The sequence below is a fragment of the Devosia sp. genome, assembly GCF_040509215.1.
Lineage (GTDB): Bacteria > Pseudomonadota > Alphaproteobacteria > Rhizobiales > Devosiaceae > Devosia.
In genome coordinates this window covers 15845-41630 of the sequence record NZ_JBEVLL010000197.1, presented here as the reverse complement: position 1 = coordinate 41630, position 25786 = coordinate 15845, and the positions used below count along the sequence as shown (strand labels likewise).

Genomic DNA, 25786 nt, shown 5'->3' with positions numbered 1-25786 from the left:
AAGGTCGCCCATTTCGCTTTGGAGGCGAATATCATCCAGGGAAGGATGATCTGGCTAACCACCACTCGACCATAGATCGTGTGAGGTAATTTGCTAAAATCGCTCCACCGGAGCGATTTTGCCCTGCGGGCCGCGGATCAGCTCCGGAACTGCTGATGGCACTGGCCGCAGGTGCCGCCGAGGGCCTGAATGGCAGCGGCATAGGCGGCAGCATCGCCCGCTTCGGCAGCGGCAATACCGCTTTCGGCGGCAGCGACACCAGCGTCGGCAATGGCGGTAAAGGCGTCAAAATTTTCCCAGATGGCGGGGAGGGCTTCGGACTCGCCCACGATCGAGCCTTCGGGGAAGAGGGCCGGGATATGGCTATAGTTGTCGCGCAGCTTGGTCATGGCAGCGACGGCTTCGGCGCCGGTCAGATTGCCGGCACTGCGCAGGATGCCGCCATCCTCCTTCATGAGGTTTTGACGCAGGGCCACGGCCTCTTCAGGCGTCGCGGGCGGGGTAAAAGCGTCTTGCGCCAGGGCCGCGACAGTGCCGAAAGCGAGGAGACCTGCGACGGCAAGCACGGGAAACTTTGGAAAAATCATAAACTGCACCCTCAACATGCGGTTGTAACCGAACGCTCCAAGCGTCGGGGACGGCTGCCGGTCTCCTCCCCCGGCAAAGCGACAGTGCCACGCGGCGGTGACACCCCCAACGTCAACACAGGAATGTTACCGGTGGAGAATCAGGTGGTGAGCGCCACCACCGTCTGGTCGATATCGCCGAAAACCGAGCGGTTGCCGGTGCCGATGGCGGCGATGCGGACGCGGTCGCCGGGCTTGAGGAAGGGCGTGCGGGCGCGGCCGAACTTGGCCTTTTCGGCGGTGCGCGCCTCGGCAATACAGCCAAAGCCGATGCCGTCTTCCTTGATGGGCAGGGTCGCATCGTGATGATTGGCGATGGTGCCCGAGCCGATGATGGTGCCGGCGCCAAGCTGGCGGGTGCGAGCGGCCTCGACGATGAGATCGACGAGATCGAAGTGCACATCAACGCCGGCATTTGGCTGGCCATAGAGGGTGCCATTGACCTCGACGCGGACAGGCAGGTGCAGGCGATTGTCGCGCCAGCGGTCGCCGAGCGTGTCGGGGGTGACGACGACGGGGGCAAAACTGGTGGACGGCTTTGAGTGGAAAAAGCCAAAGCCGTTCTGCAGGTCGTCGGCAACGAGGCGGCGGAGCGAGACGTCGTTGCAGATGGTGATGAGGCGAATGGCCGAGGCGGCCTGTTCGCGGCTGGGGCGCATCGGCACGGCGCCGATGATGACGGCGACTTCGACCTCGAAATCGAGGGCAAGATCATCCTCGGGGATGACGATGGGATCGGAGGCGCCGGAGAGCGAATCGGAGCCGCCCTGATAGAGCAGCGGACGGACCGATTGCAGTTCTTCGTCCTTGCTGCCTTTGAGGGAGCGGACGCGTTCGAGGTGGCCCATATAGCCGGCGCCATCAATCCACTGGAAAGCGCGGGGAAGCGGGGCGAGGACGGCGGAGGGCTCGAAAGTCTGGCCTGATATTTCGCCCTTGTCGAGCTGGGTGGAAAGGGCCGAAAGCGCGGGAGACAGGCGCTCCCAATCGTCCAGCGCGGCCTGAAGGCTCGGGGCTATGCGACCGGCGGAGACGCAACGCGAAAGATCGTGGGAGACGACAACCAGTTGCCCGTCGGGGCGGTTCGCGCGGAGGGTGGCGAGTTTCATGGACGGGCGATCTCTCTTTTGTGTTGCTTAGTGGCGATATCGTCGGCGTTTCAGATTGCTATAGTGTTGCCATTGTCGCCAGCGATGTCTTAAGGCGACATGCGGCCGCCCCTTATGGCCGACGAACAGGACCCATTCGTGACCTTATCTGCTTCCGGTTTTCGCGCGTCGATTTTGCTGCTTCTGGCGGCACTGATTTTTTCGCTCGATGTGCAGACCGTCTATGCCCAATCGACCCAGTGCATGCAGCTCGACAATGCCTTGCGCCAGTTCGACCGTAATGGCGATTTCCGGCAGATGCAGAACAATTCGGGCGCGGCGCGGCAGTTGCAGCGCGACGTGCAGTCAGCGGAAAGCCAGTATATTCGCGAGGGCTGCAATGACGCGGCTCGGGCCGGACAGCAATTGACGCGGCAGTGCCAGCAGATCGCGCGGGCGGTGCTGAGCCTGCGCGACGAGTTTTCCAAGGTTTCGCAATCTGTGGATACGGCCAATGCCGTGGCGCAACAGCGCGAAGCCATTTTGCAGGAAATGGCCCGCTTTGGTTGCAATGCCGGCTCGTCGGCTACGTTCAACCAGGAACGCCAGTCGATTTTCGACCGCGTCTTCGGCCAGACGTCGGAGGGCGATTTCACCAATGGCGATTTCGTCGATGGCGGCGACTATTGGGGCTATCAGGGCTATGCAACGGTGCGCACGGTCTGCGTGCGCCTGTCGGACGGCTACTTCTGGCCGATCAGCTACTCGACGCTGCACGAATATATCGGCAATGACTTGCAGCAGTGTCAGGCCATGTGTCCCAACACGCAGGTCGACCTCTACTACTATGACAATCCCGGCCAGGAGCCGGAGCAGATGCAGAACGTCTATGGCGCGCCCTATACGGCGCTGCCGACGGCCTTTGCCTATCGCAACCAGTTCGACAAGAACGCAACCTGCAAGGTCGCGCCGCAAAACGATGGCACTGTGAGCCTGACGGCATCAGGTGGAGGCGATGCTCGGGCGATGATCGATATTGCGGGCCTGTCGTTCCCCCTGCCCTTGCGCGATCCGCGCGGCGTGGTGCCGGTGACGCCGGTTCAGGCGCCGGTCGAGGCTGTGGCAGCGGTTGCCATGATCGATGTGCCCCTGCCCCGCCCGCGTCCGGCGGGTCCTGGAGAAGTCGCTGTCCGCCCCAGTGCCAGCCAGACGCCGGCAGAGGCGGACCTGCGGATCGTTCACTTCGGGGACAAGACCGTCAGGGTAGTCGGTCCAGACACGCCTTACGCCCAAGCAGGACAAGCAGGGACTTAAGCTCCGGGCCATCGTGGCGGCCCGTCAGGGCCATGCGCAGTGGCAGGAACAGGGCCTTGCCCTTGCGGCCGGTGGCGCCCTTGAGGGCGTTGGTCCAGGTCGACCAGGTCGTTTCGTCCCAGGGTTCGGGCGGCAGCATGGCTTTGGCGAGACCGAGGAATTCGCGATCTTCGTCGGCAACGACCGGCTCGATGGGGCCGGTGAGAAGCTTTGACCACTCGGCGATGTCGGGGAAACGCACGAGGTTTTCACGCAGCAGGAGCCAAATGGCTTCGCCTTCGAGACCCATGGAGGAGAGGCGCGGCAGCGCTTCTTCGTAGGGCATGGTGTGGAGGAGGCGCGCATTGAGGCTGTCGAGTTCGGCGGGATCGAAGCGGGCGGCGCCGTGCGAAATCATCGACAGTTCGAGCTTTTCGGCGATGGCATCGAGGTTTTCGTACGGCTCAATGGGAAGGCTGGTGCCGGTGAGGGTTGCCATGATGGCGACGGCGAGCGGCTCGTAGCCTTCGGCGCGGAAATCGGAAATCGACTGGGAGCCGAGGCGCTTGGAGAAGCCCTGCCCCGCTGCGTCGGTCAGGAGATTGTGGTGGGCGAAGGTCGGGACCGTGCCACCGAGGGCCTCAATGATCTCGATCTGCGTGCCGGTATTGGAGACGTGGTCTTCGCCGCGAATGACATGGGTGATGCCGAGGTCGATGTCATCGACGACCGAGGGCAGCGTATAGAGATAGGAGCCGTCGGCGCGGATAAGGACGGGGTCGGACATGGAGGCGGTGTTGACCGTCTGCTGGCCCTTGATGAGGTCCTGAAACTGCACCGGCCGGCCATCGAGCTTGAAGCGCCAATGGGGTTTGCGGCCCTCGGCTTCGTATTTGGCCTTGTCTTCTTCGGTAAGGTTCAGGGCGGCGCGATCGTAGATTGGCGGCTTGCCGAGGAGGCGGGCGCGAGCGCGCTTGCGGTCGAGTTCGTCTTCGGTTTCGTAAGCGGGGTAGAGGCGGCCAGAGGCGATGAGGGCGTCGCGGGCCTTGTCATAAAGCGCGGTGCGTTCGGACTGGCGGACGAGAAGATCCGGCGTGACGCCGAGCCAAGCCAGATCGACTTCGATGCCGTCGGCGTATTCGCGGGTGGAACGGGCGAGATCGGTGTCGTCCATGCGCAGGACATAGCGGCCGCCGGTGCGGCGGGCGAAGAACCAGTTGAGCAGTGCCGGGCGGGCATTGCCGAGATGGATGCGACCCGTGGGAGACGGGGCCCAGCGAACGACGGTCATCCGACGGTTACGTCCTTATAGCCATTGGTGATGGGGTATTTTCGGCCGAGGCCAAAGGCGCGCGGGGTCAGCTTTGGACCCGGCGCGGACTGGCGGCGCTTGTATTCGGCAATATTGATGAGGCGCTCGATGCGCTTGACGAGGGCGGGATCGTGACCACGGGCGACGACTTCGCCGAGGCTCATCTCGTCTTCGACGATGGAGCGCAGGATATCGTCCAGCACCGGATAGGGCGGGAGGCTGTCCTGATCGGTCTGGTTGGGGCGCAGTTCGGCAGAGGGAGCCTTGTCGATGATCGACTGGGGGATGACCTCGCCCTTGGGGCCGAGGCTGTCGCCGGGCATGTGCTTGTTGCGCCAATCGGCCAGCGCATAGACTTCCATCTTGAACATGTCTTTGAGCGGATTGTAGCCGCCGTTCATGTCGCCATAGATGGTGGCGTAGCCGACGCCCATTTCGGACTTGTTGCCGGTGGTGAGGAGCATGGAGCCGAGCTTGTTGGAGACGGCCATGAGGACGACGCCGCGCATGCGCGACTGGATGTTTTCTTCGGCGAGATCGGCGGGGCGATTGTCGAAGATGGGTGCCAGCTCGACGAGGGCATCATCGACGGGATTGCCGATAGAGACGATGTCGTAGCGCACGCCGAGGCGCTCCGCGCAATCCTTGGCGTCCTTGAGGCTTTCGTCTGACGTGTAGCGATAGGGCAGCATGATGCAGTGGACTTTTTCGGGTCCGAAGGCATCGACGGCCATGGCGGCGACGACGGCGCTATCGATGCCACCCGACAGGCCGAGCACGACGTGGCTAAAGCCGTTCTTGAAGACATAATCGCGCAGACCAAGGACGGCGGCGCGCCAAGGGGCTTCTTCGACCGAGGTCAGCTCTTCGATGCGGCCATTGTCCGACGTCCAGGTGTCGCCGTCGCGGCGCCAGTCAGAGATCAGGAAATCGGTTTCGAAGGACTTGCCCTGCAGGACCAGTTTGTCGCCGGGGGCGATGGCGAAGGAGGCGCCGTCGAAGACCAGTTCGTCCTGGCCGCCGACCTGATTGAGATAGATGAGCGGGACGTCGTGCTCGACGGCGTGCTTGCGCACCAGTTCCTTGCGGATGTGCTGCTTATTGGTCCAATAGGGCGAACCATTGGGGCAGAGCAGGATTTCGGCGCCTTCGCGCATGAGGTGTTCGCAGACCCAGGGGTGCCAGATGTCTTCGCAGATCGGGATACCGACCGAAACGCCCTTGATGGTCACCGGGAGGGGCAGCGGGCCGGCGGCGAAGTAGCGCTTTTCGTAGAAGACGTCGTCATTGGGCAGCTCGCGCTTGAAGCGCAGGGCGAAGATATGGCCCTTTTCGGCGACGAGGACCGAATTGTGGAGACCGGTCTGGTCCTTCCAGATGGTGGGGAGGACGAGGACCACGTCGGTGCCGGCGGTTTCGGCAGCCAGCGTCTGGGCGGCGGCCATGGCGTCGGACACGAACTGGGGTTTGAAGAGCAGGTCATCCGGGAAATAGCCGGTCAGGAACAACTCGGAAAACATCAGGATGTCGGCCTTGGCGGCGACCGCATCGGCAAGGGCCTTCTTGGCCAGAGCCAGATTGCCGAGAAGGTCGCCAACCTTGGGATTGAGCTGGGCAAGCGCAATTCTGAGCTGGTCGGTCACGGAAGCTGCCTAATCGAAATTGACGGACCGCCCGGCCCGCGGCCGAACGCGGGCAAGACTTAGCCTCTGGACCGGGGGAGAGCAAGCGCCAGCGAGGCGCCCTGCCCTAGAAGCGACCGGTGACTTCGAGGAGACCGCCGTAACGCAGCAGGGAGAAAGCGTTGAGCGGGGTGTCGGAGTAGAGGTAGCTGTTCGGGGTCGCAGCATTCCACTGCTTTTCGCGGGCGCTGGCGGGGCCCGTGAGATACCAGGCACGGCCGCCCACGCGGATGGTCAGGTTTTCGGTCGGATGGAAGCCGACCATGACCTGGCCGGAGGCGCCGTACATTGCCCCCGTCGTCTCGGTGCTGCGACGATTGACGGTGACGCCCTGCACCACCGTATTGGCGAACGGTATTTCTGCCGTAGCGCCGGAGGTGAAGGCATAGGGAATGGCGACGGCTTCGGCTTCGATATCGGCAAAATCGCCGAGATTGGCGCGGCCGGTGAGGCCGAGGCGGAGCATGTGCACGTTCAAGCCATTGATGTGCTGCACGTCGAGACGGTTACGATCCGGGGAATCGAGCAGGTATTGGTAGCCGACAAGGCCACCGACCTTGACGTTTTCGTTGCCGAAAGGCGTGTAACCGAAATCGCCGCCGGCATAGCCGATGTGACCACCACTGAAGCTGGACGGAGCGAAGGTGCCCGCGGTGTGTTCGCCGCTGACAAGAGCGGCGTAACCGGCCTGTGCCTTGACGAAGGACGAGGTGAAATCGTCATCGACGCGTAGATGGATTTCCGGGATGTGGCTGTAATCGGTGGTGTTGTAGGTGTTGCCGCCGATCTCGGAAGACTGCTGGCCGATGGCGTACCAGTAGCGCAGGCCGGCTTCGAAGCGCAGGGGGTTTTCTTCGCTTTGCTGCCATTGATCGGGATAGGAGGGGCGCAGACCGGGAAACGCGCCGTAGTCTGCCGCAAGCACTTGCTGGGTCGCGGCGCTCGAGAGAAGCACAAGGGCGCTCAAGGCAAACTGCTTCATCACACACTCCCAATCGGCTTTACCGCTCAACATCATGGAATGTTTGTGAATGATTAGGGTTAATGTTCCACTAAGTTACCTATTGGTGCGATTGGTGCTTTTGGTAACTTCCTTGGCGGAAAATGTCTGGGTGCAAACCTCCATTGTCCGGTTCGCATGCAACCGAGGCGGCAAGTCGGGAGTTGGTCGGTTCGAATGAAGTTTTATCAGAAGCCAGTTTTGTGATGTCGTGCCGTATTCTTATCGTTGAAGACGAAATTTTCGTCGCTTCCGAAATCGAACAGATTGTAGCCGAGATGGGCCACGATCCAGTCGGCATTGCCGCCGACAAGAAGAGTGCCCTGCGTTTTGCCGGTGAAGCCGAAGTGGCCCTGGTTGACCTCAACCTGCGTGATGGTCCCACCGGCATCGAAATCGGCAAGATCCTGGCGCAGACCCATGGCGCCAGCGTCATTTTCATTACCGCCAATCCCGCCCAGCTTGGCACCGGTGTGCCCGGCACTATCGGCGTTGTTTCAAAGCCCGTGGCGGAGCGCGACCTGCGTGACGTTGTCGACTATGCCGTGGCACGCCGTGCGGCCGCGGAAGCCAATCCTCCGCGCCGTCTCAAGCTTTTCGACTGGTCCGACGACAGTCCGATCGCGACCTGAGCGCCTGCTTCAAGCGTCTTCAGTCCTTTCGGTCGGACGCAGGCGGCTCGACCGCGTGAGCGCCGCGAGCGGCAGGGATAGTTCCACCCGCAGGCCGTCCTTCTCCCAAAAGCGCTCGATCTCTCCACGCAATTGACCACTCACGGACAGCTCTATGAGCTTGGAGCCAAAGCCGGATAGCCGGCTGGGTTCGATAACCTCTGGGCCACCGTGTTCTTTCCAGGTCAGGTGAAACTGCTCGTTCTCGGAGCGGCCGGAGAGGCTCGTCCACCCCTCGGGCCGGCTGAGGGCGCCGTATTTGGCGGCATTGGTCGCCAGTTCGTGGAAGAGCAGCGCGAGCGGGGTCGCTGCCGCATCGTCGATGATCGTATCCTCGCCCGAATAGCGAACCCGGTTTTCGCCGTTTTCGCCTTCATAGGGGCGCATCAAGCGCGTGACGAGGGCGGACAAAGTCCCCTGCCCTGCCTGGCTGGTGGACAAGTAGTTCTGCGGCCGGACGAAGTCATGCGCTTCGCCAAGCGCGAAAATGCGCTGCCGCAACTGTTCGGCGAACGGCTTCACCTCTGGCTGGCCACGAGCCGAGAGCGAGACGATGCCGGTGAGGACGGCGAAGATATTCTTGATGCGATGGCTCAGCTCCTGCGCCACCAGTTCGCGCTCCTCGGCGGCGAGGCGCGAGTCGTGGATATCGGTGCAAGTACCGATCCAGCGCAGGATGTGGCCGGAAGCATCGCGGATGGGCAGAGCGCGCCCAAGGGTCCAGCGGTATTCGCCGCTATGGTGACGCAGGCGATATTCGATCTGATAGGGCTCACCGGTTTCGAGCGAGTGACGCCAGAGCGCCCAGGCGCGCTCCTGATCGTCCGGGTGGAACATGCCGTTCCAGCTTTCGCCATCGGTCGAGCCCGCGGGCACGCCGGTAAACTCGTACCAGCGCGCATTGTAGTAATCGTGGAAGCCGTCGGGCCGCGTCGCCCAGACCATTTGCGGCATGGTGTCGGCAAGGGTGCGGAATTCAAGTTCGCTCTTGGCCAGGGCTTCGCCGGCGCGGCGCTGATCGGTGATGTCGATGGCAACGCCCGGGAAGCGGTAGACCTTGCCGGTGGCATCCATGCGCGGGCGGCCCGAAACCATGAGCCAGCGGCGAACGCCGTCCTCGCCGACAACACGATATTCGCTCCGGAACTCGCTGCCATCGGCGATAGCCTGCTGCAATTCCGCGCTGACGCGCGGCAGGTCTTCATGCTCGATGGCGAGGAGATATTGCTCGAGCGGCGCGCCGAGCCCGGCGATCTGGGAATCGATGTTGTAGAGACGGGCAAACTGGTCGTCGGCGGTGACGATGTTGTTGATGACGTCCCAGTCCCAGGTACCGACAAGGGCGGAGCTCGAAAGGGCCAGGGTCAGACGCTCTTCGCTTCGGGCCAGCGCGCTTTCCGTCAAGATCCGGTCGGTGGTTTCGTGGACGATGCAGAGCGCGCCCATGGAGAGGCCATCGTCGCCCATGATGGGGCTGTAGTGGAGATCCATCCAGCCCGATTCGAGTTGGCCGTGACGATTGAGCACCAGCTCCTGATCGCGCAGCAGCCAGGATTCCCCGTTGAGGCCGCGCTCGATGTTGAGGCTGTTGAACTCGGCAATCTCGGGCCAGGCTTCCTCAGCCGGCATGCCGAAAATCGCAGGATGCCGCTGGCCGGCAAAGCGGGCGTAGGCGTCGTTGTAGATGAGGATGCCTTCCTCGCGCACCATCATGACCATGGGCGTCGAGGCCACCATGACCAGACGCACGGCGCCTTTCAGGCTGTCCGGCCAGTCAGGGATGGGGCCCAGCGGGTTCTGGGTCCAATCATAATCGTTGAGCAACTTGACTGTCGGGTCTCGTTCAAGCTCCGCTCGAGTTTCGGGCGCGGCGTTGGGAAACAGAGATCTCGGCATTGACTACTCACCTTGGCGACGCACCATCCTGTGCCCGGATGCGGGCAAAGAAAAGGCCGCGCAGCCCATTATGAACGCGCGGCCTCTATTTGGGTTCAACCTTGGGGCGAAGACTATTCGCCTGCAGCGCGGCGCTGCACCGGCGGCTTCTGGGAATGAACTTCTTCGGCAACGAGGAAGGCCAGTTCCAGCGCCTGGCTGGCATTGAGGCGGGGATCGCAATAGGTGTTGTAGCGATCGGCGAGCGTCGTTTCGGTGACCGCAGACAGACCACCGACGCATTCGGTGACGTCGTCGCCGGTCATCTCGATATGGACGCCGCCGGCATAGGTGCCCATTTCGCGGTGCACGTCGAAGAAGTTGCGCACTTCGGTGAGAACGCGGTCGAAGGGACGGGTCTTGTAGCCCGTCGACGCCTTGATGGTGTTGCCATGCATCGGATCGCAGCACCAGACGACAGTGCGGCCGGCCTTCTGGACGGTCTCGATGAGGCGCGGCAGGTGCTCATGCACCTTCTCGGCGCCGAAGCGCGAGATCAGGGTGATGCGGCCGGCTTCGTCGGTCGGGTTGAGCCGGTCGAGGAGGCGCAGCAGATCGTCGTTAGCCAGGCTCGGGCCGCACTTGATGCCGATCGGGTTGTGGATGCCGGCAAAGTACTCGACGTGGGCGGAATCGGGCTGGCGCGTGCGGTCGCCGATCCAGAGCATGTGGCCGGAGGTCGCGTAGAAATTGTTGGTGATGGAGTCGCGACGGGTCAGGGCTTCTTCGTAACCGAGAAGCAAGGCTTCGTGGCTGGTGTAGAAACTGGTCTGCTTCAGGGCCGGGGTATTTTCCGGATTAAGGCCGAGCGCGCCCATGAAGGTGATGGCGTCATCGATCTTCTTGGCGACTTCCTCGAAGCGGACGTTCCAGTTGGACCCCTTCATGAAGCCCATGGTCCATTCGTGGATGCGCGTCAGTTCGGCATAGCCGCCCATGGAGAAGGCGCGCAGCAGGTTGAGCGTCGCGGCCGACTGGCGATAGGCCTGCAGCATGCGATCGGGATCGGGCACGCGGGCGGTTTCGTTGAACTCGATGGCATTGATGATGTCGCCGCGATAGCTCGGCAGCTCGACGCCGTCGATGATCTCGGTATCGGCCGAGCGCGGCTTGGCGAACTGACCGGCGACGCGGCCGACCTTGACGACGGGCTTGGAAGCGCCGTGGGTCAGGACAACAGCCATCTGCAGGAAGACGCGGAAGAAGTCGCGGATGTGATCCGCGCCATGCTCGGCAAAGCTTTCGGCGCAATCGCCGCCCTGGAGGAGGAAGGCCTCGCCACGGGCAACGGCGGCGAGGCGAGCCTTGAGTTCGCGCGCTTCGCCGGCAAAGACCAGAGGCGGAAACGTCGAGAGCTGGCGTTCGGCCTCGGCGAGAGCTGCCGGATCGGGATAGGCAGGAACCTGCTTGATCGGCTTTTCGCGCCAGCTATTGGGGGTCCACGTGGTCATGGTCATCTCGCTCACCCGGGGGCATCTTTGGGTGCGGGCGGTCTACCAAGCCACGCGGGCCCTGCCAAGGCCTAAGCAGGGCTAAGACGTCTTCTTGCCGTCGCGATAAGTGTAGCTGGGGGCCTTGAAGGTCACGAGTTCCTCGGCGGCCGAGGGGTGGAGCGCGATGGTGCGGTCGAAATCGGCCTTGGTGGCGCCCATGCCGACGGCGATGCCGACGAGCTGGATCATCTCGGCGGCGCTGGGGCCCAAGATGTGGACGCCGAGGACCTTGCCTTCGTCCTTCTCGGTGATGAGTTTGAGGACCATGCGATCGGTGCGGGTCGAGAGCGTGTTCTGCATTGGACGGAAGCGGGCGACGTAGACGTCGATATCGCCATGGGTGGCTGCTTCTTCTTCGTTTAGGCCAACTACGCCGATTTCAGGCTCGCTGAACACGGCTGTCGGGATGATCGAGTGGTCCACCGCTTGCGGCTTGTTGTTGTAGACCGTCTCGGCAAAGTACCAGCCTTCGCGGATGGCAACTGGAGTGAGCTGGGCGCGACCAGTGACGTCGCCCACGGCGTAGACCGAGGGAGCAGAGCTTTGCGAATAGGCGTCGACGGCGATGCTGCCATCGTCGTTGAGCTTTACATCGGCGGTTTCGAGACCGAGGCCCCTGGTATTGGCGCGGCGGCCGGTGGCGAACATCACGGCGTCATAAGGAGCGGTAACGCCATCGCTGAAGGTAGCGTGGACGGCGTCGCCCATCTTGGCGAGCGAAGACACGGTGGTCTGGTAGATCAGCCTGATGCCGCGGGTGGTCAGGCCCGCTTCGAGGCCAATGCGCATATCTTCGTCAAAGCCGCGGAGGACGCGCTCGCCGCGATAGATCAGGGTCGTATCGACACCGAGACCGGCAAAGATGGTGGCGAACTCGACCGCGATATAGCCGCCGCCCTCGATCAGGATGGTCTTGGGCAAGGTCGGCAGATCAAAGGCCTCGTTGGAGGTGATGCCGAATTCGGCGCCGGGAATATCGGGAATGTTGGGGTGAGCGCCGGTGGCGATCAGCAGGCGCTCGGCCGTCAGTTCGCGATCCGAACCCAAGAGCTTGATGCTGTGGGGGCCGGTGACGACGGCGCGTTCCCGAATGATCTCGACGCCAGGCTTTTCGAGATTGGCGATATAGGCCAGCTCAAGCCGGGTGATTTCCTTTTCCTTGGCGGCGACCAGCGTCGGCCAATCGAAACTGGCATCGACCTGCCAGCCAAAGCTGGGAGCCAAGTCGAACTGGTCGGCAAAGCGCGAGGCATAGACGTAGAGCTTTTTGGGCACGCAGCCGCGGATGACGCAGGTGCCGCCGACGCGGAACTCCTCGATGATGGCCACCTTGGCGCCATAGGTCGCCGACATGCGCGCGGCGCGCACGCCACCCGAACCGGCACCGATCACCAGGAGATCGTAGTCGTAAGCCATGGGAGTCCCCAGTTCATTCATCGTCATTTGACGATATATCTAGTCGTCTATCGTGCACAAAAAAAGACCCCGCACGATGGCGGGGTCAATAGCTGTCAGAACCTGAAGATCAGATCTGCACGTTCTGGGCGCGCAGCTCGGCGCGAACCTTGGCGAAGAACTCGCGCTGCAGGTTATTGGTGAAGACCTGCATGACGCGCTGGAGATCGGTGTTGATCTCGGCATTGGCCTGGGCAAGCTTCTGGCCGGTGGGGGATTCATAGAAGGTCACGATGGTCTGCAGCTCTTCCATGGTGAAGCGCAGAGCATAGACGCGGGCAAACTGGTCGAGAAGCTCGCCCTTGCGACCGCGATATTCCTCGATGACCTTGGTGATCGCAGCGTTGGTTTGCTCGATGATTTCAGGATTCTGGGTGACGATCTGCTGCATCGTCTGCACGCCGGTTTCGACGATCGTTACTTCATAGATCGCGCTGCGGTCGGTCAGGTCGACATATTTGCGCGCCAGCGCCAACTGCTCGGGCGCCACTTCCTGTGCAAAGGCCGGGGCTGCGAGGCCAATCATGCTGGCAGTCACCACGGCCGCGAAGATCGCCTTGGCGCCGCGCATAAAATCCCTGTTCATCCGGTTCCCCATCTGTCTGTTGCGGGCTGACGTCATTTGCCCTTGAGAAGTGTTTTTACGCCATCGGGCGCTGCCACATAAGCCTTGCTGCACATATTGAGAAACAGTCCGTGCTGGACCACTCCCGGAATGTCGAGCAGATCTCTTGAAAGCGCTTCTGGCTGCGAAATGCGGCCAAAAAAAGCATCGAGGATGAGGTGTCCGCCATCGGTGACGAAGACTTCACCCTTGTCTTCACCGCGCAACTTCAAGCCGCCCTCGGCGCCATGCGCCTTGATGACGGCATCGACGGAATAGCGCGTGGCGCCGAGGCCGAAGCGGTTGACCTCAATGGGCAGAGGAAAGCGCCCGAGCGTTTCGACGACCTTGGTGCTATCGGCAATGACGATCATCGTGTCGGAGGCCGCCGCGACGATCTTCTCGCGCAGCAAGGCCCCGCCCCCGCCCTTGATCAGGTTGAGATTGGCATCCAGCTCGTCGGCCCCGTCGACCGTAAGGTCAAGGCGGCCAAGACGATCGAGGTCTGACAGCGGAATGCCGAGGCTTTCAGCCTGGCGGGCGGTGACTTCGGAAGTCGGCACGCAGATGACGTCGAGACCCTGAGCAACTTTGCTCCCCAAGAGTTCGACAAAGTGACGCGCGGTCGAGCCGGTACCCAGCCCCAGACGCATGCCTGGGCGAACATCTTCGATGGCTCTTGCTGCTGCTTCGCGCTTGAGATCTTCAGACATGGGCACCTCACAACTGTTCAAGCGTGATGCAGGCTCAGCGACCATGCTGTCAAGCCTCGGAAATCGGGCTGTTCACGCATTGGTGAATGGCGACTGTAGCGGCTTCGCAACACAATAAGGCAAGGGTGCCATGGATGTGGCGAAAAGGTGACTATTAACCCTTCTCGACTAAATTGCGGAAATGTAAATAGCGGCATTACTTGCGGTGACCGAATCATTGAGCCGCATTCATTCAGAGGCCTGGAAGAGCATGAAGTTTATGAAAGCGGCTATGGCCGTGGTGCTGTCGATCCTGTTGGCGGTAGGCATGGCCGTGCCAAGCCAGGCCGCACGCGTCTACAATCCCGATACCAATACCTGGGAAGAACCTTCCGTAGTGGCTACGCGTAGCCGCGGCGGCAGCCCGGTCAAGAAGCAGATCGTCGACTACGACACCAACTATGCGGTTGGCACGATCGTGGTCGAAACCGGCGAGCGTCGTCTCTATCTGGTGCTCGAAGATGGCAAGGCCCTGCGCTACGGCATCGGCGTCGGTCGCGACGGTTTCACCTGGTCCGGTACCCACCGCATCACCCGCAAGGCCGAGTGGCCCGGCTGGACCCCTCCCCCGCAGATGCGCAAGCGCGTTCCCGACCTGCCGGCGTTCATGCCCGGCGGCCCGGATAATCCGCTCGGCGCCCGCGCGCTCTATATCGGCTCGACGCTCTACCGCGTGCACGGCACCTCGGAACCCTGGTCCATCGGCCAGGCCGTCTCCTCGGGCTGCATCCGTCTGACCAATGACGACGTGACCGATCTTTACGAGCGCGTGAAGGTTGGCGCCCGGATCGTCGTCAATCACTGAGATTGTCTAGGTATCGAATTTGAAAGAGGTCGCTTCGGCGGCCTCTTTTGTGTTTTAGGGTGCGTCGTAGTAGCCCAACATGGGCACTATCGACAAAGGCCTCTTGTTGCAGAGATCATAACGGATAATGAGCGGACGCAACGAAGAAAAAACGGTCAACGTGCTGATGCACACATGGTCCTTCAAGTCCAACTGATAGACTGACACCTTCCCGTCTTGCTCCACAAGTTTTGCGGATCCGTTTTGGACGAGTATCTTTTTGATCGGTGAAGGAAACTCCAGAGGCAACAGATACGTCTCCGCGGCCGCCGGTTGAATCGCGACGAGTAGGACGGCAATTCCGAGTGCCGTGGTAGCTTTCATCATCTTGTTCAAGTCCCCCAAAGACACTGCAATCTACGGAGATGGCTACTAAACGTCTAGCGCTCCTCCTTTTTCTTGTAGAATTTGCAGCACTTACGCGGCTTGAAGTACGATCGGCGTTCCCTGCTCCTAGCCGATAGCGGGGAAGGCTGATCGGCAACGCGCACCGCCACAATTGTCCGAGATGACAATTCCAATCGCAGGCTGAAACGCCTACAATCCCAACCATGAACGCGCCTTTCCTTCCGTCCCGACCGCTGATCGACCGCTATGGCCGGACGATAAGCTATCTGCGCATTTCGGTGACGGACCGCTGCGATTTTCGCTGCGTCTATTGCATGGCGGAAGACATGGTCTTCCTGCCAAAGAAGGACGTGCTGAGTTTTGAGGAAGTCGAGACGATTGCCTCGACTTTCGTGGCGCGGGGGACCACCAAGATCCGGCTGACCGGCGGCGAGCCACTGGTACGGCGCGACATCATGGATCTGATGCGGAGCCTCGGGGCCAAGATCGGCTCGGGGCTCGAAGAGCTGACCATAACCACCAATGGCAGCCAACTAGCAAAGCACGCCGAGGGCCTGTTCGCGGCTGGCGTACGCCGGATCAATGTTTCGCTCGATACGCTCGATGCGGATCGGTTTGCCGCGATTACCCGTCGCGGTCGCCTGCCCGATGTGATGTCCGGAATCGAGGCGGGACTCGCTGCGGGCCTCGCCATCAAGATCAATATGGTGGCGATGCGAGGCGTCAATGACGACGAAATCGAGCCGATGATGGCTTGGGCCCACGGCAAGGGCATGGGGCTGACACTGATTGAAGGCATGCCGCTGGGTGAAGTCGGCATTGATCGCGTCGACAGCTATCTGCCATTGCGCGAACTCCATGAGCGCCTCTCGCGGCGCTATACGCTGACACGGCTCGACAAGCGTACGGGCGGCCCGGCGCGCTATGTGCATGTTGCCGAAACCGGCGGCGTGCTGGGCTTCATCACGCCGATGAGCCACAACTTCTGCGAAAGCTGCAATCGCGTGCGGCTGACAGCGACCGGGCAGCTTTTCCTGTGCCTTGGCCAAGAAGACCAAGTGAACCTGCGCGATGCGCTGCGCGACGGGGGGCCGGAGGCGCTGGATGCGGCACTCGATCAGGCCATGCTGATCAAGCCCAAGGGCCATGATTTCGTACTGGATCGCGGCAGCACCGGCGCGCCGGCCGTGGCGCGGCATATGAGCGTTACCGGGGGCTGATGGCCGGAAACAAGCCGCCGATTGCGGCAGAGGATGCGGTTGCGTTCTTGCGCAGCACCGTTGGCGAAATTGAGCATCTTCATTACCTGAGCGAAGGCGAGGAGTCGCGGGCCTTTGGATTTCGCTCGAACGGAGACGATCTCGTTCTGCGCATCAATGCCTCGCGTCTTGGTTTCGACATGGACCGGATGGCCGGGCAACGCTTTGGCGCGGCGGACCTGCCCATCCCCGCAATCAGACTGATTGTCCCCATGGGCCAGTATTACGCCTGCATCTCGGATCGCGCGCTCGGGACAACCTTGCAAGATCTGGCAGTGGGCGGCGCCTATGACTATGGCCGTGCCGTATGCAGTCTGCTGGACCGGCTAGAGCGGTGCGACATTGGCTGGAGCCAAGGCTATGGGCCAATTTCACCGGACGGGCAGGGTCGTCACAGAAGCTGGTCTGATTTTCTCCTGTCGATGACCACGCGGGATTGGACATTCCTTTCCCCTGCATGCGCTGCGCGCCTGCCTCAATTGTTGGGGCGGATCGAGGACGGGGCGAAGTACGCTAGCGAAGTCCGGCGGCTCATCCATGGGGATTTCGGATCGAACAATGTGCTGGTGGCTGATGGCCGAGTGACCGGTCTGATCGACTGGTCCGAGGCAATGGTGGGTGACTCGCTCTATGATCTCGCCAACATCTTCTTCTGGCGGCCCTGGCTCGATTGCATGGAACAGCAGTGCCGCTATGTCATCGAAAACGAGCCGCACAGGCTCGACCAGCGGGACCGGCTCGTGACCTACGCCATCCATATCGGCCTTGGTGCCGCACATGACGCAGCGAAGGCAGGCGACGAGACACCGACCGAATGGGCGTTGGACCGGTGCCATGCCCTGCTTGAGGACGGACTTTAGCTCGTCCGTCCTGGGGCTCGTTCTATGAGCTCGACAAGGATGCCGTCATGGTCCCTTACGAAGGCGACGCGCTGGATCATTTCCTTGTGGAAGGCGTCGCGCGGCCGTTCCACCACCTCGATACCTGCGACCTCCAGCTGGGCGAATTTTTCGTCGACACTGGAAAAGGCGAAGGTGATGTGGCGCAGGCCCGCTTCGTGATTGGGCACGTCGCGGAACCGGTCAACAGTGCTGGTGGTGGGAGAAAAGACCTCGAGCATGCCGGTGCCGGTATCAAAGAAGCCCATTTCGCCGCGATCGACCGGCTTGCGGAGGGCCAGCTTGAGGCCCAGCAGATCGCAATAGAAGGCGACCGCCCGGTCCATGTCCGAGACGGTCATGCCAACATGTTCGAATCCAAGCAGCATGGTTTTACTTGTCGTCGTCGACAACGATGGCGAAGTCGAGCGGCAAGGCGGTCGTGTATTTGATCTGGCCCATGGCAAAGGCGGAGCTGACGTCCGTCAGGTTGATCTTGCTGATCAGCCGCTTGTAGAAGGCGTCATAGGCCTGGATATCGGGCACGACGACGCGCATCAGATAATCCACATCGCCGCTCATGCGGTAAAATTCCACGACTTCGGGGAATTCGTCGATGACGCCGGAGAATTTGCGCATCCAGGCTTCGTTGTGCTCGTTGGTCTTGACCGAGACGAAAACAGTGACGCCGACATTGACCTTGTTGGGGTCGAGCACGGCCACGCGCCGCTGGATAACACCGTCTTCTTCCATCTTCTGGATACGGCGCCAGCATGGGGTTGTGGAGAGGCCAACCTTGCGGCCGATCTCCGCAACCGGCATGGTCGCGTCTTTTTGCAGGAGCGTGAGTATCTTGCGGTCGATCTTATCCAGTGCCATCAGGCCCTCTCTATGAAATCAGTTTTTTCTTATTGACGATTTTTGGGGCACGTACGCAGCGGAAACTGCCATATTGACTTGGTGGGCGCAATAAAATTGCGTCACGTACTCGTATTATGACCAGTAAGAGAGGATTAACCAGGCACTAGCGCGTTTCGCATCATGTCGGTCGCGATCGCTGCCCGAGTTTCACCGGGTGTTAACCACGCCTCGCCTAACTTCGGCACCGAGCGTTGCGATGGCCGTTGCCATTGCGTGAGTTAGTAATGAGTACCGTTCATGCCGTCTCAGCCGGCCAATAACGCGGACGTCCGCGCCCTCATGGGCCATGACGGCAAGCGCGCAGCCCAAAAGACCGTGCTGGAAGCACGCCAGAAGCTGACATCCAGCTCCGGCACGCGTGCCGAATTCGACTTCGAACTCATGCATGACTATGCCGAGTCCCGGCGCAGTGCGGCCCTGCCCATGGCGGCAATCGTCGTCATTCTGGCGATCGTTTCCAGCTTCTGGGTGCCGGTGATCTTCTCGGCTTTCTGGGCCGGCCTCGTTATTGCGAGCCTGCTTGTCGTGGTGCTGGTGGCGAGCCGTTTCATCGCACAGGACCCGTCCAAGTTTAATGCCTCGCGCTGGACCACGAGTTTTGTGGCCGCCGAGACGCTCTATGGTCTGACCCTATCCCTGCTGGCTCTCTGCACCATCGTCGCCAATCCGCATGACGTGGCGCCGGTGATGTTTGCCATGGTGCTCGTCAGCATCGCGGCCAATGCTATCGCCACCCACACCCTGCCCCAGGCGACACTGATGAGCACGCTGCCGGTGACCCTCACCGTTGCGGTGAGTCTCCTGGCGCTGGGTGGTACGCTCAACTATACGCTGGCGGCCGTTGTGATTTGCGGCGAGATTTTCTTCGTTTTCCTCGCCCGGCAGTTCTACGCGACTGACCTCGAAACGCTCTCACACCAGTCGGAAAAAGATTCGCTCATCGCCGAGCTGGAAGAAGCGCGGCACATGTCGGACGAAGCTCGTCGCCATGCCGAGCAGGCGAACATCGCCAAGAGCCAGTTTCTGGCCACGATGAGCCACGAGCTGCGCACGCCGCTCAACGCCATTATCGGCTTTTCCGAAGTGCTGAAGTCGGAATTGCTCGGCACCCATAATGTGCCGCAATACAAGGAATACGCGGGCGACATTCATTCCAGCGGTCAGCATCTTCTCAACCTGATCAATGAATTGCTCGACCTCAGCCGTATCGAGGCTGGCAAGTACGAACTGCACGAAGAAGCAGTTTCGATCATCGACATTGCCGAGGATTGCCAGCGCATGATGCAGTTGCGCGCAAAGTCCAAGGGTATCGAGCTGCAGTTCAGCTATGGCGACAACCTGCCGAAAATCTGGGGCGATGAACGCGCCATCCGCCAGGTCGTGCTCAATCTTCTGAGCAATGCCATCAAGTTCACGCCCCAGCAGGGCAAGGTGTCGCTGGTGGTGACGCGCAGCGCCGATGGCGGGCAGTTGATCTCCGTCAAGGACAATGGTCCCGGCATTCCGGAAAACGAAATCGAGACCGTGCTGTCGTCTTTCGGTCAGGGCTCGCTGGCGCACAAGACGGCAGAACAGGGAGCTGGGCTGGGCCTGCCTATCGTGCAGCGGATCATGGACCTGCATCAGGGCCGGTTCGATCTGTTCTCAAAACTGCGTTTCGGTACCGAAGTGATTGCCACTTTCCCGCGCGCCCGCGTGATGGATGCGCTGGCGCCGGTGACCGAGCGCCGCAACAAGCTCGAAATCTATTCGCAGGCCGGTTGATCGGGCGGCGATCACGTCCCAAATAAGCCGAGATCGCCAGTTTATGTGCGGCGACCGGGGGTTGTGCTCGTGAATCGACTGTTTGGCCTGTTCGCCGCCCTTCTGTTGCTGCCCGGGCTGACCCTGGCGCAAGAAAATGCCGCAACCTCCGCGCCGTTCGACACGAGCTATCCGGCGTCCACAGTGATTTCGGCGCGTATTCAGCGCCAGTTTCTCGACAATATCCGCTGGACCGTCAGCGCCGAAGCACGAAATGGGCTCGCGGCCGCCTTTGCCGAGCGCCCGGCGCTGGAGATCTGGCAGGGGCTGGTTGCTGCCGATGGCCTGAAGACGGGCAATGTGGCCGATGCCATCACCGCCTATTGGGTGCTCAACTGGGTGACGGCCAATGCACGATACACTTACAAGGTCGACAATGGCCCGGTGCGGGCACAGTTGCAGGCGTCCATGGCGGCTGATGCCAGTTTTCGCTCGCTGAACAACCTGCAGAAGCAGGAAATGGCCGAGGGCTATATCCTGCGCTTTCTCGTCGAGCACGCCGCACTCAACGACGCGGTGGCGCGCAAGGATGTGACGGCACTCGGCCGGCTGGCGCTGGCTTCTGTGACACGCTTCCGCCAGGAAATGGGCGTCGACCTGCTGACGCTCGAGCCGGGCCCCGAGGGTTTTGCGGTGAGGGCGCGACCGGCTAGTCCAGCCGGCGACTGACCGAGGCGCTGTCGAAGGTCGCCATATTGGTGTGAAGGTGCAGTGCGGTCTTGGCCAGCACGACGCCAAGTGCGGCGCCGGTGCCCTCGCCGAGACGCATGCCGAGATCGAGCAGCGGCGCCTTGCCCATGTGCTCGAGGACGCGGGCATGGGCGCCTTCAGCAGTGACATGGGCGAAGAGGCAGTGGTCGATGGCCTCGGGATTGACCGCGTGGGCGATGGCAGCGGCGGCGGTCGCCACGTAGCCGTCGATGATCACGGGCACCTTCTGGTGGCGCGCGGCAATCAACGCGCCAAGCATGGCGGCGACTTCGCGGCCGCCGAGACGGGCGAGGATGGCGAGGGGATGGTCGAGAGCGTCCTGGTGCAGCGCCAGCGCGAGATCGATGGCATCGATCTTGCGGGCGTAACCGGCATCATCGACACCGGTGCCGCGACCGGCCCAATCGGCGCCGGTGCCACCGTAGAGCGCGGCGAAGATGGCGGCGGCGATGGTGGTGTTGCCGATGCCCATTTCGCCGAGGCCGATGATATCGGGCTTACCGGCCACCGCTTCCATGCCATAGGCGATGGTGGCGGCGCACATCTGGTCGTCGAGCGCGGCTTCCTGGGTGATGTCGCCGGTGGGCAATTCGAGGGCGAGTTCGAAGACGCGCAGGTTGATTTCATGGAGGCCGCAGATCTGCGAAATGGCAGCGCCGCCATTGGTGAAATTGGCGACCATCTGGGCTGTCACATCCTGCGGAAAGGCGGAAACGCCCTGATCGGCAACGCCGTGATTGCCGGCGAAGATCGTGACCATGGGATTTTCGAGGCGCGGCGTCTGGCGATGCTGCCAACGGGCGAGAAATTCCACCAGTTCTTCGAGGCGCCCAAGCGAGCCTGCCGGCTTGGTCAATTCGGCATCGCGGCGACGCACGGCAGCGACGGCGGCCTCATCGCCATCGGGCACGGCGGTCAGCAGTTCCACGATGTCGGAAAAGGCGGGATTGAGCGCAGGCATGGGGCGAGTCCGGGATAGCCAAGAGGTGCGGACTTGTTGCTCAGAATGGCCCCAATTGCAATTGAGGCGCGGCCCGGCGAAGCTGCGGCACTGTGTCAGCGCCATATGGCCGGCGCAAAGTCTTGAAATCGTGACGTTCCGTCCCTTAATCGAAGGGGATTAGAGGTTGAGGAAAAGCAGAGACATGATCTTCATCGGCATTGCCCTGCTTGTTGCGGCCGGAATCGTCCTGATGATCTCGGCCGATGCCGGCAGCCTGATCGGTCTCACCCAGACGCAGACAGCGCAATTGGTGCCGCTCGTCATCATCCTCATCGTTTTTGCCGGCGGCGCTTTTGCGCGACGTCGGCAGGCGGCCGAATTGGTTGGTGCGCTGGTGCTCTGGGTCGGCATCTTTGCGGTGATCGGGGTTGGCTATGCCTATCGCGATGAACTGATGGGCGTGGTTGGCCGGGTGACCGGCGAATTGCGGCCCGGCGTTGCCGTCGTCGATGGCGAGCGCGGTACGGCCGTGTTCCGGCGCGGCTTTGGCGGGCACTTCGAGATCGCCGCCACGATCAACGGCCATACGACGCCGATGATCTTTGATACCGGCGCCAGCGCCGTGGTGCTGACGAGGGCCGATGCCGAGGCAGCGGGCGTCGATCTGTCGGAACTACGCTATGCGATCCCAGTTTCAACGGCCAATGGCACCGGCATGGCTGCGCGCACGCGGCTCAAGACCATTGAGGTCGGGGGCATTTCACGCCGCAACATCCCTGCCTTTGTGGCCGAAGACGGGGCACTCGAAACGAGCCTGCTGGGCATGACGTTTCTCGAAACACTGGGGCGCTACAGCGTGACGCAAAATTCGCTGGAGCTGCAGGACTGATCGGCCCGATGTATCATTTAGTGATACATGCCCTTGTCATATGTATCACTAAATGATACATATGACGCTTGAGGTTGGTGAGTGATTGTATCTGTCAAAGGCAGGTTTGCGGAGGACGTAGCAAAGGGAAAGGCCCCGCGTGGCTTTCCGGCTGACGTTCTGCGTTCGGCCCAGCGCAAATTGCTCATGATCGACAGCGCGCTCGAATTGCGAGACTTGCTCTCTCCACCCGGCAACCGGCTGGAACAGCTCAGGGGCAATCGAAAAGGGCAGCATTCGATCCGGATCAACGATCAGTGGCGGGTATGCTTCATCTGGAAAAGCGACGGCGCCCACGACGTTGAGATCACCGATTATCACTAGGCCGAGTTCGGCCGGAACGGAGTTCGTCAAATGCTAATTCAGATCGTGCCAGCGATCCATCCGGGCGAAATCCTGCGCGAGGAATATCTTGTCCCGCTCAACATGTCCGCGGGCGCTCTTGCGAAAAAGCTACGGGTTCCGCGCACGCGTATCGAACGGCTGGTCAAGGAAAGCCATCCGATCACCTCGGACACGGCCCTACGCCTTGCCAAATTCTTTGACACGACGCCGCAATATTGGCTGCAGATGCAGATGGCCTATGACCTGGCACAGGACGGCCCGGCGCTGGCGAGCGAAATCGAGCAAATCGAGGTGCTCGCCGCCTAGGCGTCAGCTGGCGACGGCTTCGGTGCGCTCTTCGACGACGGAGAGGGCGTGGAGGAGGACTTCCGGGCCGGCCTTGGGCTTGCAGGCATCGACGCTCAGGATCTGGCGGAACTGGCGGGCGCCGGGGCGGCCGTTGGCGAGGCCCAGCATGTGGCGGGCGATGTTGTTGAGCCGCGTGCCATCGCGCAATTGCGTTTCGGCATATTCGGCCATGGTCTGCATCACGTCGGGCAGGGTCAGTGTGGAAGGCTCTTCGCCAAAGAGGCGGTGATCGACTTCGGCCAGCATCATTGGATTGTGATAGGCGGCGCGGCCGACCATGACGCCATCCATGTGCTGGAGATGCTTGTCGATCTGCTCGAAAGTCTCGATGCCCCCATTGATCATCATCGGCAAAGGGGCGAGCCGCTGGCGCAGGCGATAGACGCGCGGGTAGTTGAGCGGCGGAATGGTGCGGTTTTCCTTGGGGCTCAGGCCCTGGAGCCAGGCTTTACGGGCGTGCACATAGAGCGCGGCGACGCCGGCTTCGGCCATCTTGTCGGCAAAGCGATCAAGGCTTTCCTCGATGTCCTGCTCGTCGATGCCGATGCGGCACTTTACCGTCACCGGCTTGTCGGTGGCCGAGCGCATGACGCGGACGCAGTCGGCGACGAGATCGGGCTCGGCCATGAGGCAGGCGCCGAACTTGCCAGATTGTACGCGGTCGGAGGGACAGCCGACGTTGAGATTGATCTCATCGTAGCCGTAGAGGTCGCCCTGGCGCGTCGCGGCGGCGAGATCGGCGGGATCGGAGCCGCCCAATTGCAGGGCGACGGGTTGTTCCGTTGGGTCGAAGCGCAGGTGACGGTCCACGTCGCCGTGGATGATGGCGCCGGTAGTAATCATTTCGGTGAACAGCAGGCCACGCTTGGTCAGCAGGCGATGCAGGTATCTGCAGTGCCTGTCGGTCCAATCGATCATCGGGGCAACGGAGAATTTTCTCGAGACCGCGAGTTTTTCTGCGTTTTCAGCCGAGTTTCGATTTTCCGCTTGTGTCATGTCGTGTCAGCAAATTTCCCGCTATTACAGCGATTTTCCCTGGTTGGCACGGCCCTGTCGTGCCCGTCGGCCGTCCTTCGGCACGAGGGGGTATAGCGCTCAAATCCTCAGGAAGAAAGGCGGGCAAATCGTCTGGTGTTGGACGCAAAGCTTTGGTCGACAGCGCGACGCGAAGCGATGCCGCGCCTCGGGTGTTGGCTTTCGCTGTGTAAAAGCCGAGCCCTTGCTGACTAGGATGCCTTGGCGATCACTTGCGAACCAGGGGGCCAGCGCTGCTCCTTGGCGAGCTTTATGGCCTTGTAGACATCCCCGACGACGAGGCACTTGTTGATCCCGGTGATCCAGTCGAGTGCGGTTGGAGAATCCATGAGAAGGCGTCTCGCGAGATCGAAATACTCGTCGTGATGGGCCGCCATGTCGCCGCCAAGATACATCTTCTGCAGCACCTGACGCAGGCGCGTGGGCGTATCGACGACGTCGCCGGGATCGATGGCAAACTCGGCGCGGAGGACCGGAGCGTCGCCGCTGATCAGCAGGGTGGACATGCCGCGCGCCAGTACTTCGATGCGCGAATTGCCGATGAGCACGCCTTCGCCCGGCTTCAGCGTCAGTTTGAGAGTCATCGGTTCTACCTAACGTAGTCGAGAAGGTTGATGCCCTGAATTTTCGCCAGGGTGGCGTATGCGGCCTGCAATTGGACTTCATAGGCCGTGAGCTTGACGGCTATCTCGGTGACATCGGCGTCGCGCACTTCCGACAGGCTGGTGCTGAGATGGGCCTGATACTCTTCCTCGCGCACCTGCGCTCGTTCGAGCGTTGCGGCATTGACCGAGAGCGTTCCCTGCACGCCCGCCGCGCCATCGATCGCCTCGACGATCAGGTCGAGCGCGGCATTGACGGTGTCGTCGGAGAGCACACCATTGGCGCCAGCAATGATCGAGAAGGCGCGAAACGCCTTTTCGAAGGCACTGTCGGAGGCAGCGACGCCATAGCTGACCGACTGCTCGGAGGAGACCTGAACCGCCGCGAGCGTGCTGTTGCCCTGATAGTAGGCGATGTTTGCCGCATCGGGGTCCGTCATCGAATAGGCGGCGAGGTCAACCGGAGCTGTGGTCGTGGCGCTGCCGCCGAAGAGGTACCGACCCTCATATTGGGTATTGAGCAGGGTCGCGAGTTCTTCGAGGTTGAGCCTCGCCGTGGTTGACAGCCCGGCCTTGGTTTCCGCGCTGGCATCGGTGCTTTTGATGGCGACGAGGGCCGAGCGAAAGCTGCTTAGAACGTCGTTGATCGTATCCATGGTGGAGTACATCACCTCGACGCGGCTGGTCGCTTCTTTCGCGGACGCAGAATAGGACTGCGAACGCGACAGCGACACTTCGAGGCTGATCAGGCTTCGGCTATCGGCGCCGTAGCCGCCAAGCGAAGTGGACACCTGACCAGTCGCCTGCTGCATCTGCATTTCGGCCATGCGGGCCTGCGTCTTCAGCGATGCGGCGAGCATCCGATCATTCATGGCGAAGGTTGCAACGCGCATGCTCATTGTCGGCCTCC

26 protein-coding genes are annotated in these 25786 nt (G+C 61.6%); 10 read left to right on the top strand and 16 right to left on the bottom strand.

Features of this window, described 5'->3' with window-relative positions:
• Positions 1–137: 137 nt before the first annotated feature.
• Both ABW043_RS11060 and ABW043_RS11055 read right to left on the bottom strand, forming a co-directional pair.
• Positions 138–587 carry a cytochrome c gene (locus ABW043_RS11060; protein WP_353921261.1) on the bottom strand — a complete coding sequence of 150 codons (450 nt, stop codon included), beginning with the start codon at positions 585–587 and terminating at the stop codon, positions 138–140.
• 140 nt (positions 588–727) lie between these two features.
• A complete protein-coding gene (locus tag ABW043_RS11055) occupies positions 728–1735 on the bottom strand; it encodes a fumarylacetoacetate hydrolase family protein (RefSeq protein ID WP_353921260.1) in 1008 nt (335 codons plus the stop codon).
• 138 nt (positions 1736–1873) lie between these two features.
• Here ABW043_RS11055 and ABW043_RS11050 point away from each other — a divergent pair, with 138 nt between their 5' ends.
• A complete protein-coding gene (locus ABW043_RS11050) occupies positions 1874–3028 on the top strand; it encodes a DUF2865 domain-containing protein (protein WP_353921259.1) in 1155 nt (384 codons plus the stop codon).
• Here the strand turns inward: ABW043_RS11050 and gltX are convergent.
• The 3 genes from gltX to ABW043_RS11035 all read right to left on the bottom strand — a co-directional run bounded on the left by gltX (position 2973) and on the right by ABW043_RS11035 (position 6983).
• Positions 2973–4298 (bottom strand): glutamate--tRNA ligase, encoded by a 1326-nt coding sequence (gltX, locus tag ABW043_RS11045; RefSeq protein ID WP_353921258.1) that lies wholly within the window; start codon positions 4296–4298, stop codon positions 2973–2975. The two genes, ABW043_RS11050 and gltX, sit on opposite strands and share 56 nt — an antisense overlap.
• The gene (locus ABW043_RS11040; RefSeq protein WP_353921257.1) at positions 4295–5962 is read right to left on the bottom strand and encodes an NAD+ synthase; all 1668 of its coding nucleotides are present in this window, start codon (positions 5960–5962) and stop codon (positions 4295–4297) included. Before ABW043_RS11040 ends, gltX begins: the two co-directional genes overlap by 4 nt.
• 106 nt (positions 5963–6068) lie before the next feature.
• A complete protein-coding gene (locus ABW043_RS11035; RefSeq protein ID WP_353921256.1) occupies positions 6069–6983 on the bottom strand; it encodes a hypothetical protein in 915 nt (304 codons plus the stop codon).
• Positions 6984–7207: 224 nt separating this feature from the next.
• On the opposite strand from ABW043_RS11035, the gene ABW043_RS11030 reads away from it, so the two are divergent.
• Positions 7208–7633 (top strand): response regulator, encoded by a 426-nt coding sequence (locus ABW043_RS11030; RefSeq protein ID WP_353921255.1) that lies wholly within the window; start codon positions 7208–7210, stop codon positions 7631–7633.
• Positions 7634–7642: 9 nt separating this feature from the next.
• Here the strand turns inward: ABW043_RS11030 and ABW043_RS11025 are convergent, their stop codons facing one another.
• The 5 genes from ABW043_RS11025 to rpiA all read right to left on the bottom strand — a co-directional run bounded on the left by ABW043_RS11025 (position 7643) and on the right by rpiA (position 13872).
• A complete protein-coding gene (locus tag ABW043_RS11025; RefSeq protein ID WP_353921254.1) occupies positions 7643–9568 on the bottom strand; it encodes a sensor histidine kinase in 1926 nt (641 codons plus the stop codon).
• Between the two features lie 113 nt (positions 9569–9681).
• Positions 9682–11058 carry a class II 3-deoxy-7-phosphoheptulonate synthase gene (locus tag ABW043_RS11020; protein WP_353921253.1) on the bottom strand — a complete coding sequence of 459 codons (1377 nt, stop codon included), beginning with the start codon at positions 11056–11058 and terminating at the stop codon, positions 9682–9684.
• An 81-nt stretch (positions 11059–11139) separates the two neighbouring features.
• Positions 11140–12516 (bottom strand): glutathione-disulfide reductase, encoded by a 1377-nt coding sequence (gene gor / locus ABW043_RS11015; RefSeq protein WP_353921252.1) that lies wholly within the window; start codon positions 12514–12516, stop codon positions 11140–11142.
• A 109-nt stretch (positions 12517–12625) separates the two neighbouring features.
• Entirely contained in the window at positions 12626–13141 is a 516-nt protein-coding gene (locus ABW043_RS11010; RefSeq protein ID WP_353921251.1) for a DUF2059 domain-containing protein, read from the bottom strand.
• A gap of 32 nt (positions 13142–13173) precedes the next feature.
• Positions 13174–13872 (bottom strand): ribose-5-phosphate isomerase RpiA, encoded by a 699-nt coding sequence (gene rpiA, locus ABW043_RS11005; protein WP_353921250.1) that lies wholly within the window; start codon positions 13870–13872, stop codon positions 13174–13176.
• A 250-nt stretch (positions 13873–14122) separates the two neighbouring features.
• On the opposite strand from rpiA, the gene ABW043_RS11000 reads away from it, so the two are divergent.
• From ABW043_RS11000 to ABW043_RS10990, 3 genes are all read left to right on the top strand, one after another.
• Entirely contained in the window at positions 14123–14716 is a 594-nt protein-coding gene (locus tag ABW043_RS11000; protein WP_449396434.1) for a L,D-transpeptidase, read from the top strand.
• Positions 14717–15306: 590 nt separating this feature from the next.
• Positions 15307–16323 carry a GTP 3',8-cyclase MoaA gene (gene moaA / locus ABW043_RS10995; protein ID WP_353921249.1) on the top strand — a complete coding sequence of 339 codons (1017 nt, stop codon included), beginning with the start codon at positions 15307–15309 and terminating at the stop codon, positions 16321–16323.
• A complete protein-coding gene (locus ABW043_RS10990; RefSeq protein WP_353921248.1) occupies positions 16323–17222 on the top strand; it encodes a phosphotransferase family protein in 900 nt (299 codons plus the stop codon). Before moaA ends, ABW043_RS10990 begins: the two co-directional genes overlap by 1 nt.
• Here the strand turns inward: ABW043_RS10990 and ABW043_RS10985 are convergent.
• Positions 17219–17629: a VOC family protein gene (locus ABW043_RS10985; RefSeq protein WP_353921247.1), complete on the bottom strand. Its 411-nt coding sequence runs from the start codon at positions 17627–17629 to the stop codon at positions 17219–17221. The genes ABW043_RS10990 and ABW043_RS10985 overlap by 4 nt on opposite strands.
• Positions 17630–17633: 4 nt before the next feature.
• Positions 17634–18113: an Lrp/AsnC family transcriptional regulator gene (locus ABW043_RS10980; protein ID WP_035086672.1), complete on the bottom strand. Its 480-nt coding sequence runs from the start codon at positions 18111–18113 to the stop codon at positions 17634–17636.
• A 285-nt stretch (positions 18114–18398) separates the two neighbouring features.
• Here ABW043_RS10980 and ABW043_RS10975 point away from each other — a divergent pair, with 285 nt between their 5' ends.
• Positions 18399–19925: a sensor histidine kinase gene (locus ABW043_RS10975; protein ID WP_353921246.1), complete on the top strand. Its 1527-nt coding sequence runs from the start codon at positions 18399–18401 to the stop codon at positions 19923–19925.
• Positions 19926–19994: 69 nt separating this feature from the next.
• Positions 19995–20633 carry a DUF6683 family protein gene (locus ABW043_RS10970; protein WP_353921245.1) on the top strand — a complete coding sequence of 213 codons (639 nt, stop codon included), beginning with the start codon at positions 19995–19997 and terminating at the stop codon, positions 20631–20633.
• Here ABW043_RS10970 and cobT read toward each other — a convergent pair.
• Positions 20614–21636, bottom strand: a complete 1023-nt coding sequence (gene cobT / locus ABW043_RS10965) for a nicotinate-nucleotide--dimethylbenzimidazole phosphoribosyltransferase (protein ID WP_353921244.1) — start codon at positions 21634–21636, stop codon at positions 20614–20616. The two genes, ABW043_RS10970 and cobT, sit on opposite strands and share 20 nt — an antisense overlap.
• A 184-nt stretch (positions 21637–21820) precedes the next feature.
• Between cobT and ABW043_RS10960 the strand changes: the two genes are divergently transcribed.
• From ABW043_RS10960 to ABW043_RS10950, 3 genes are all read left to right on the top strand, one after another.
• Positions 21821–22507: a retropepsin-like aspartic protease family protein gene (locus ABW043_RS10960; RefSeq protein WP_353921243.1), complete on the top strand. Its 687-nt coding sequence runs from the start codon at positions 21821–21823 to the stop codon at positions 22505–22507.
• 81 nt (positions 22508–22588) lie between these two features.
• On the top strand, positions 22589–22870 hold the full coding sequence (locus ABW043_RS10955) for a type II toxin-antitoxin system RelE/ParE family toxin (RefSeq protein ID WP_353921242.1): 282 nt from the start codon (positions 22589–22591) through the stop codon (positions 22868–22870).
• Positions 22871–22900: 30 nt separating this feature from the next.
• Positions 22901–23197: a HigA family addiction module antitoxin gene (locus tag ABW043_RS10950; protein ID WP_353921241.1), complete on the top strand. Its 297-nt coding sequence runs from the start codon at positions 22901–22903 to the stop codon at positions 23195–23197.
• 3 nt (positions 23198–23200) lie between these two features.
• Here the strand turns inward: ABW043_RS10950 and dusA are convergent, their stop codons facing one another.
• The 3 genes from dusA to ABW043_RS10935 form a co-directional block, all read right to left on the bottom strand.
• Positions 23201–24235 (bottom strand): tRNA dihydrouridine(20/20a) synthase DusA, encoded by a 1035-nt coding sequence (gene dusA / locus ABW043_RS10945; protein WP_353921240.1) that lies wholly within the window; start codon positions 24233–24235, stop codon positions 23201–23203.
• Between the two features lie 230 nt (positions 24236–24465).
• On the bottom strand, positions 24466–24858 hold the full coding sequence (locus ABW043_RS10940) for a flagellar biosynthesis repressor FlbT (protein WP_353921239.1): 393 nt from the start codon (positions 24856–24858) through the stop codon (positions 24466–24468).
• A gap of 5 nt (positions 24859–24863) precedes the next feature.
• Entirely contained in the window at positions 24864–25775 is a 912-nt protein-coding gene (locus tag ABW043_RS10935) for a flagellin (protein WP_353921238.1), read from the bottom strand.
• Positions 25776–25786 lie beyond the last annotated feature (11 nt).

What these genes read in the sequence shown, in the direction of transcription:
- gor (WP_353921252.1), bottom strand. Translation starts at nt 12,516, where the DNA reads ATGGCTTACGACTACGATCTCCTGGTGATCGGTGCCGGTTCGGGTGGC.
- ABW043_RS10940 (WP_353921239.1), bottom strand. Translation starts at nt 24,858, where the DNA reads ATGACTCTCAAACTGACGCTGAAGCCGGGCGAAGGCGTGCTCATCGGC.
- ABW043_RS11020 (WP_353921253.1), bottom strand. Translation starts at nt 11,058, where the DNA reads ATGACCACGTGGACCCCCAATAGCTGGCGCGAAAAGCCGATCAAGCAG.
- ABW043_RS11010 (WP_353921251.1), bottom strand. Translation starts at nt 13,141, where the DNA reads ATGAACAGGGATTTTATGCGCGGCGCCAAGGCGATCTTCGCGGCCGTG.
- ABW043_RS11035 (WP_353921256.1), bottom strand. Translation starts at nt 6,983, where the DNA reads ATGAAGCAGTTTGCCTTGAGCGCCCTTGTGCTTCTCTCGAGCGCCGCG.
- ABW043_RS11000 (WP_449396434.1), top strand. Translation starts at nt 14,123, where the DNA reads ATGAAGTTTATGAAAGCGGCTATGGCCGTGGTGCTGTCGATCCTGTTG.
- ABW043_RS11030 (WP_353921255.1), top strand. Translation starts at nt 7,208, where the DNA reads ATGTCGTGCCGTATTCTTATCGTTGAAGACGAAATTTTCGTCGCTTCC.
- ABW043_RS11025 (WP_353921254.1), bottom strand. Translation starts at nt 9,568, where the DNA reads ATGCCGAGATCTCTGTTTCCCAACGCCGCGCCCGAAACTCGAGCGGAG.
- ABW043_RS10975 (WP_353921246.1), top strand. Translation starts at nt 18,399, where the DNA reads ATGCCGTCTCAGCCGGCCAATAACGCGGACGTCCGCGCCCTCATGGGC.
- rpiA (WP_353921250.1), bottom strand. Translation starts at nt 13,872, where the DNA reads ATGTCTGAAGATCTCAAGCGCGAAGCAGCAGCAAGAGCCATCGAAGAT.
- ABW043_RS10985 (WP_353921247.1), bottom strand. Translation starts at nt 17,629, where the DNA reads ATGCTGCTTGGATTCGAACATGTTGGCATGACCGTCTCGGACATGGAC.
- dusA (WP_353921240.1), bottom strand. Translation starts at nt 24,235, where the DNA reads ATGACACAAGCGGAAAATCGAAACTCGGCTGAAAACGCAGAAAAACTC.
- ABW043_RS11060 (WP_353921261.1), bottom strand. Translation starts at nt 587, where the DNA reads ATGATTTTTCCAAAGTTTCCCGTGCTTGCCGTCGCAGGTCTCCTCGCT.
- ABW043_RS10960 (WP_353921243.1), top strand. Translation starts at nt 21,821, where the DNA reads ATGATCTTCATCGGCATTGCCCTGCTTGTTGCGGCCGGAATCGTCCTG.
- ABW043_RS10935 (WP_353921238.1), bottom strand. Translation starts at nt 25,775, where the DNA reads ATGAGCATGCGCGTTGCAACCTTCGCCATGAATGATCGGATGCTCGCC.
- cobT (WP_353921244.1), bottom strand. Translation starts at nt 21,636, where the DNA reads ATGCCTGCGCTCAATCCCGCCTTTTCCGACATCGTGGAACTGCTGACC.
- ABW043_RS10950 (WP_353921241.1), top strand. Translation starts at nt 22,901, where the DNA reads ATGCTAATTCAGATCGTGCCAGCGATCCATCCGGGCGAAATCCTGCGC.
- ABW043_RS10990 (WP_353921248.1), top strand. Translation starts at nt 16,323, where the DNA reads ATGGCCGGAAACAAGCCGCCGATTGCGGCAGAGGATGCGGTTGCGTTC.
- moaA (WP_353921249.1), top strand. Translation starts at nt 15,307, where the DNA reads ATGAACGCGCCTTTCCTTCCGTCCCGACCGCTGATCGACCGCTATGGC.
- ABW043_RS11055 (WP_353921260.1), bottom strand. Translation starts at nt 1,735, where the DNA reads ATGAAACTCGCCACCCTCCGCGCGAACCGCCCCGACGGGCAACTGGTT.
- gltX (WP_353921258.1), bottom strand. Translation starts at nt 4,298, where the DNA reads ATGACCGTCGTTCGCTGGGCCCCGTCTCCCACGGGTCGCATCCATCTC.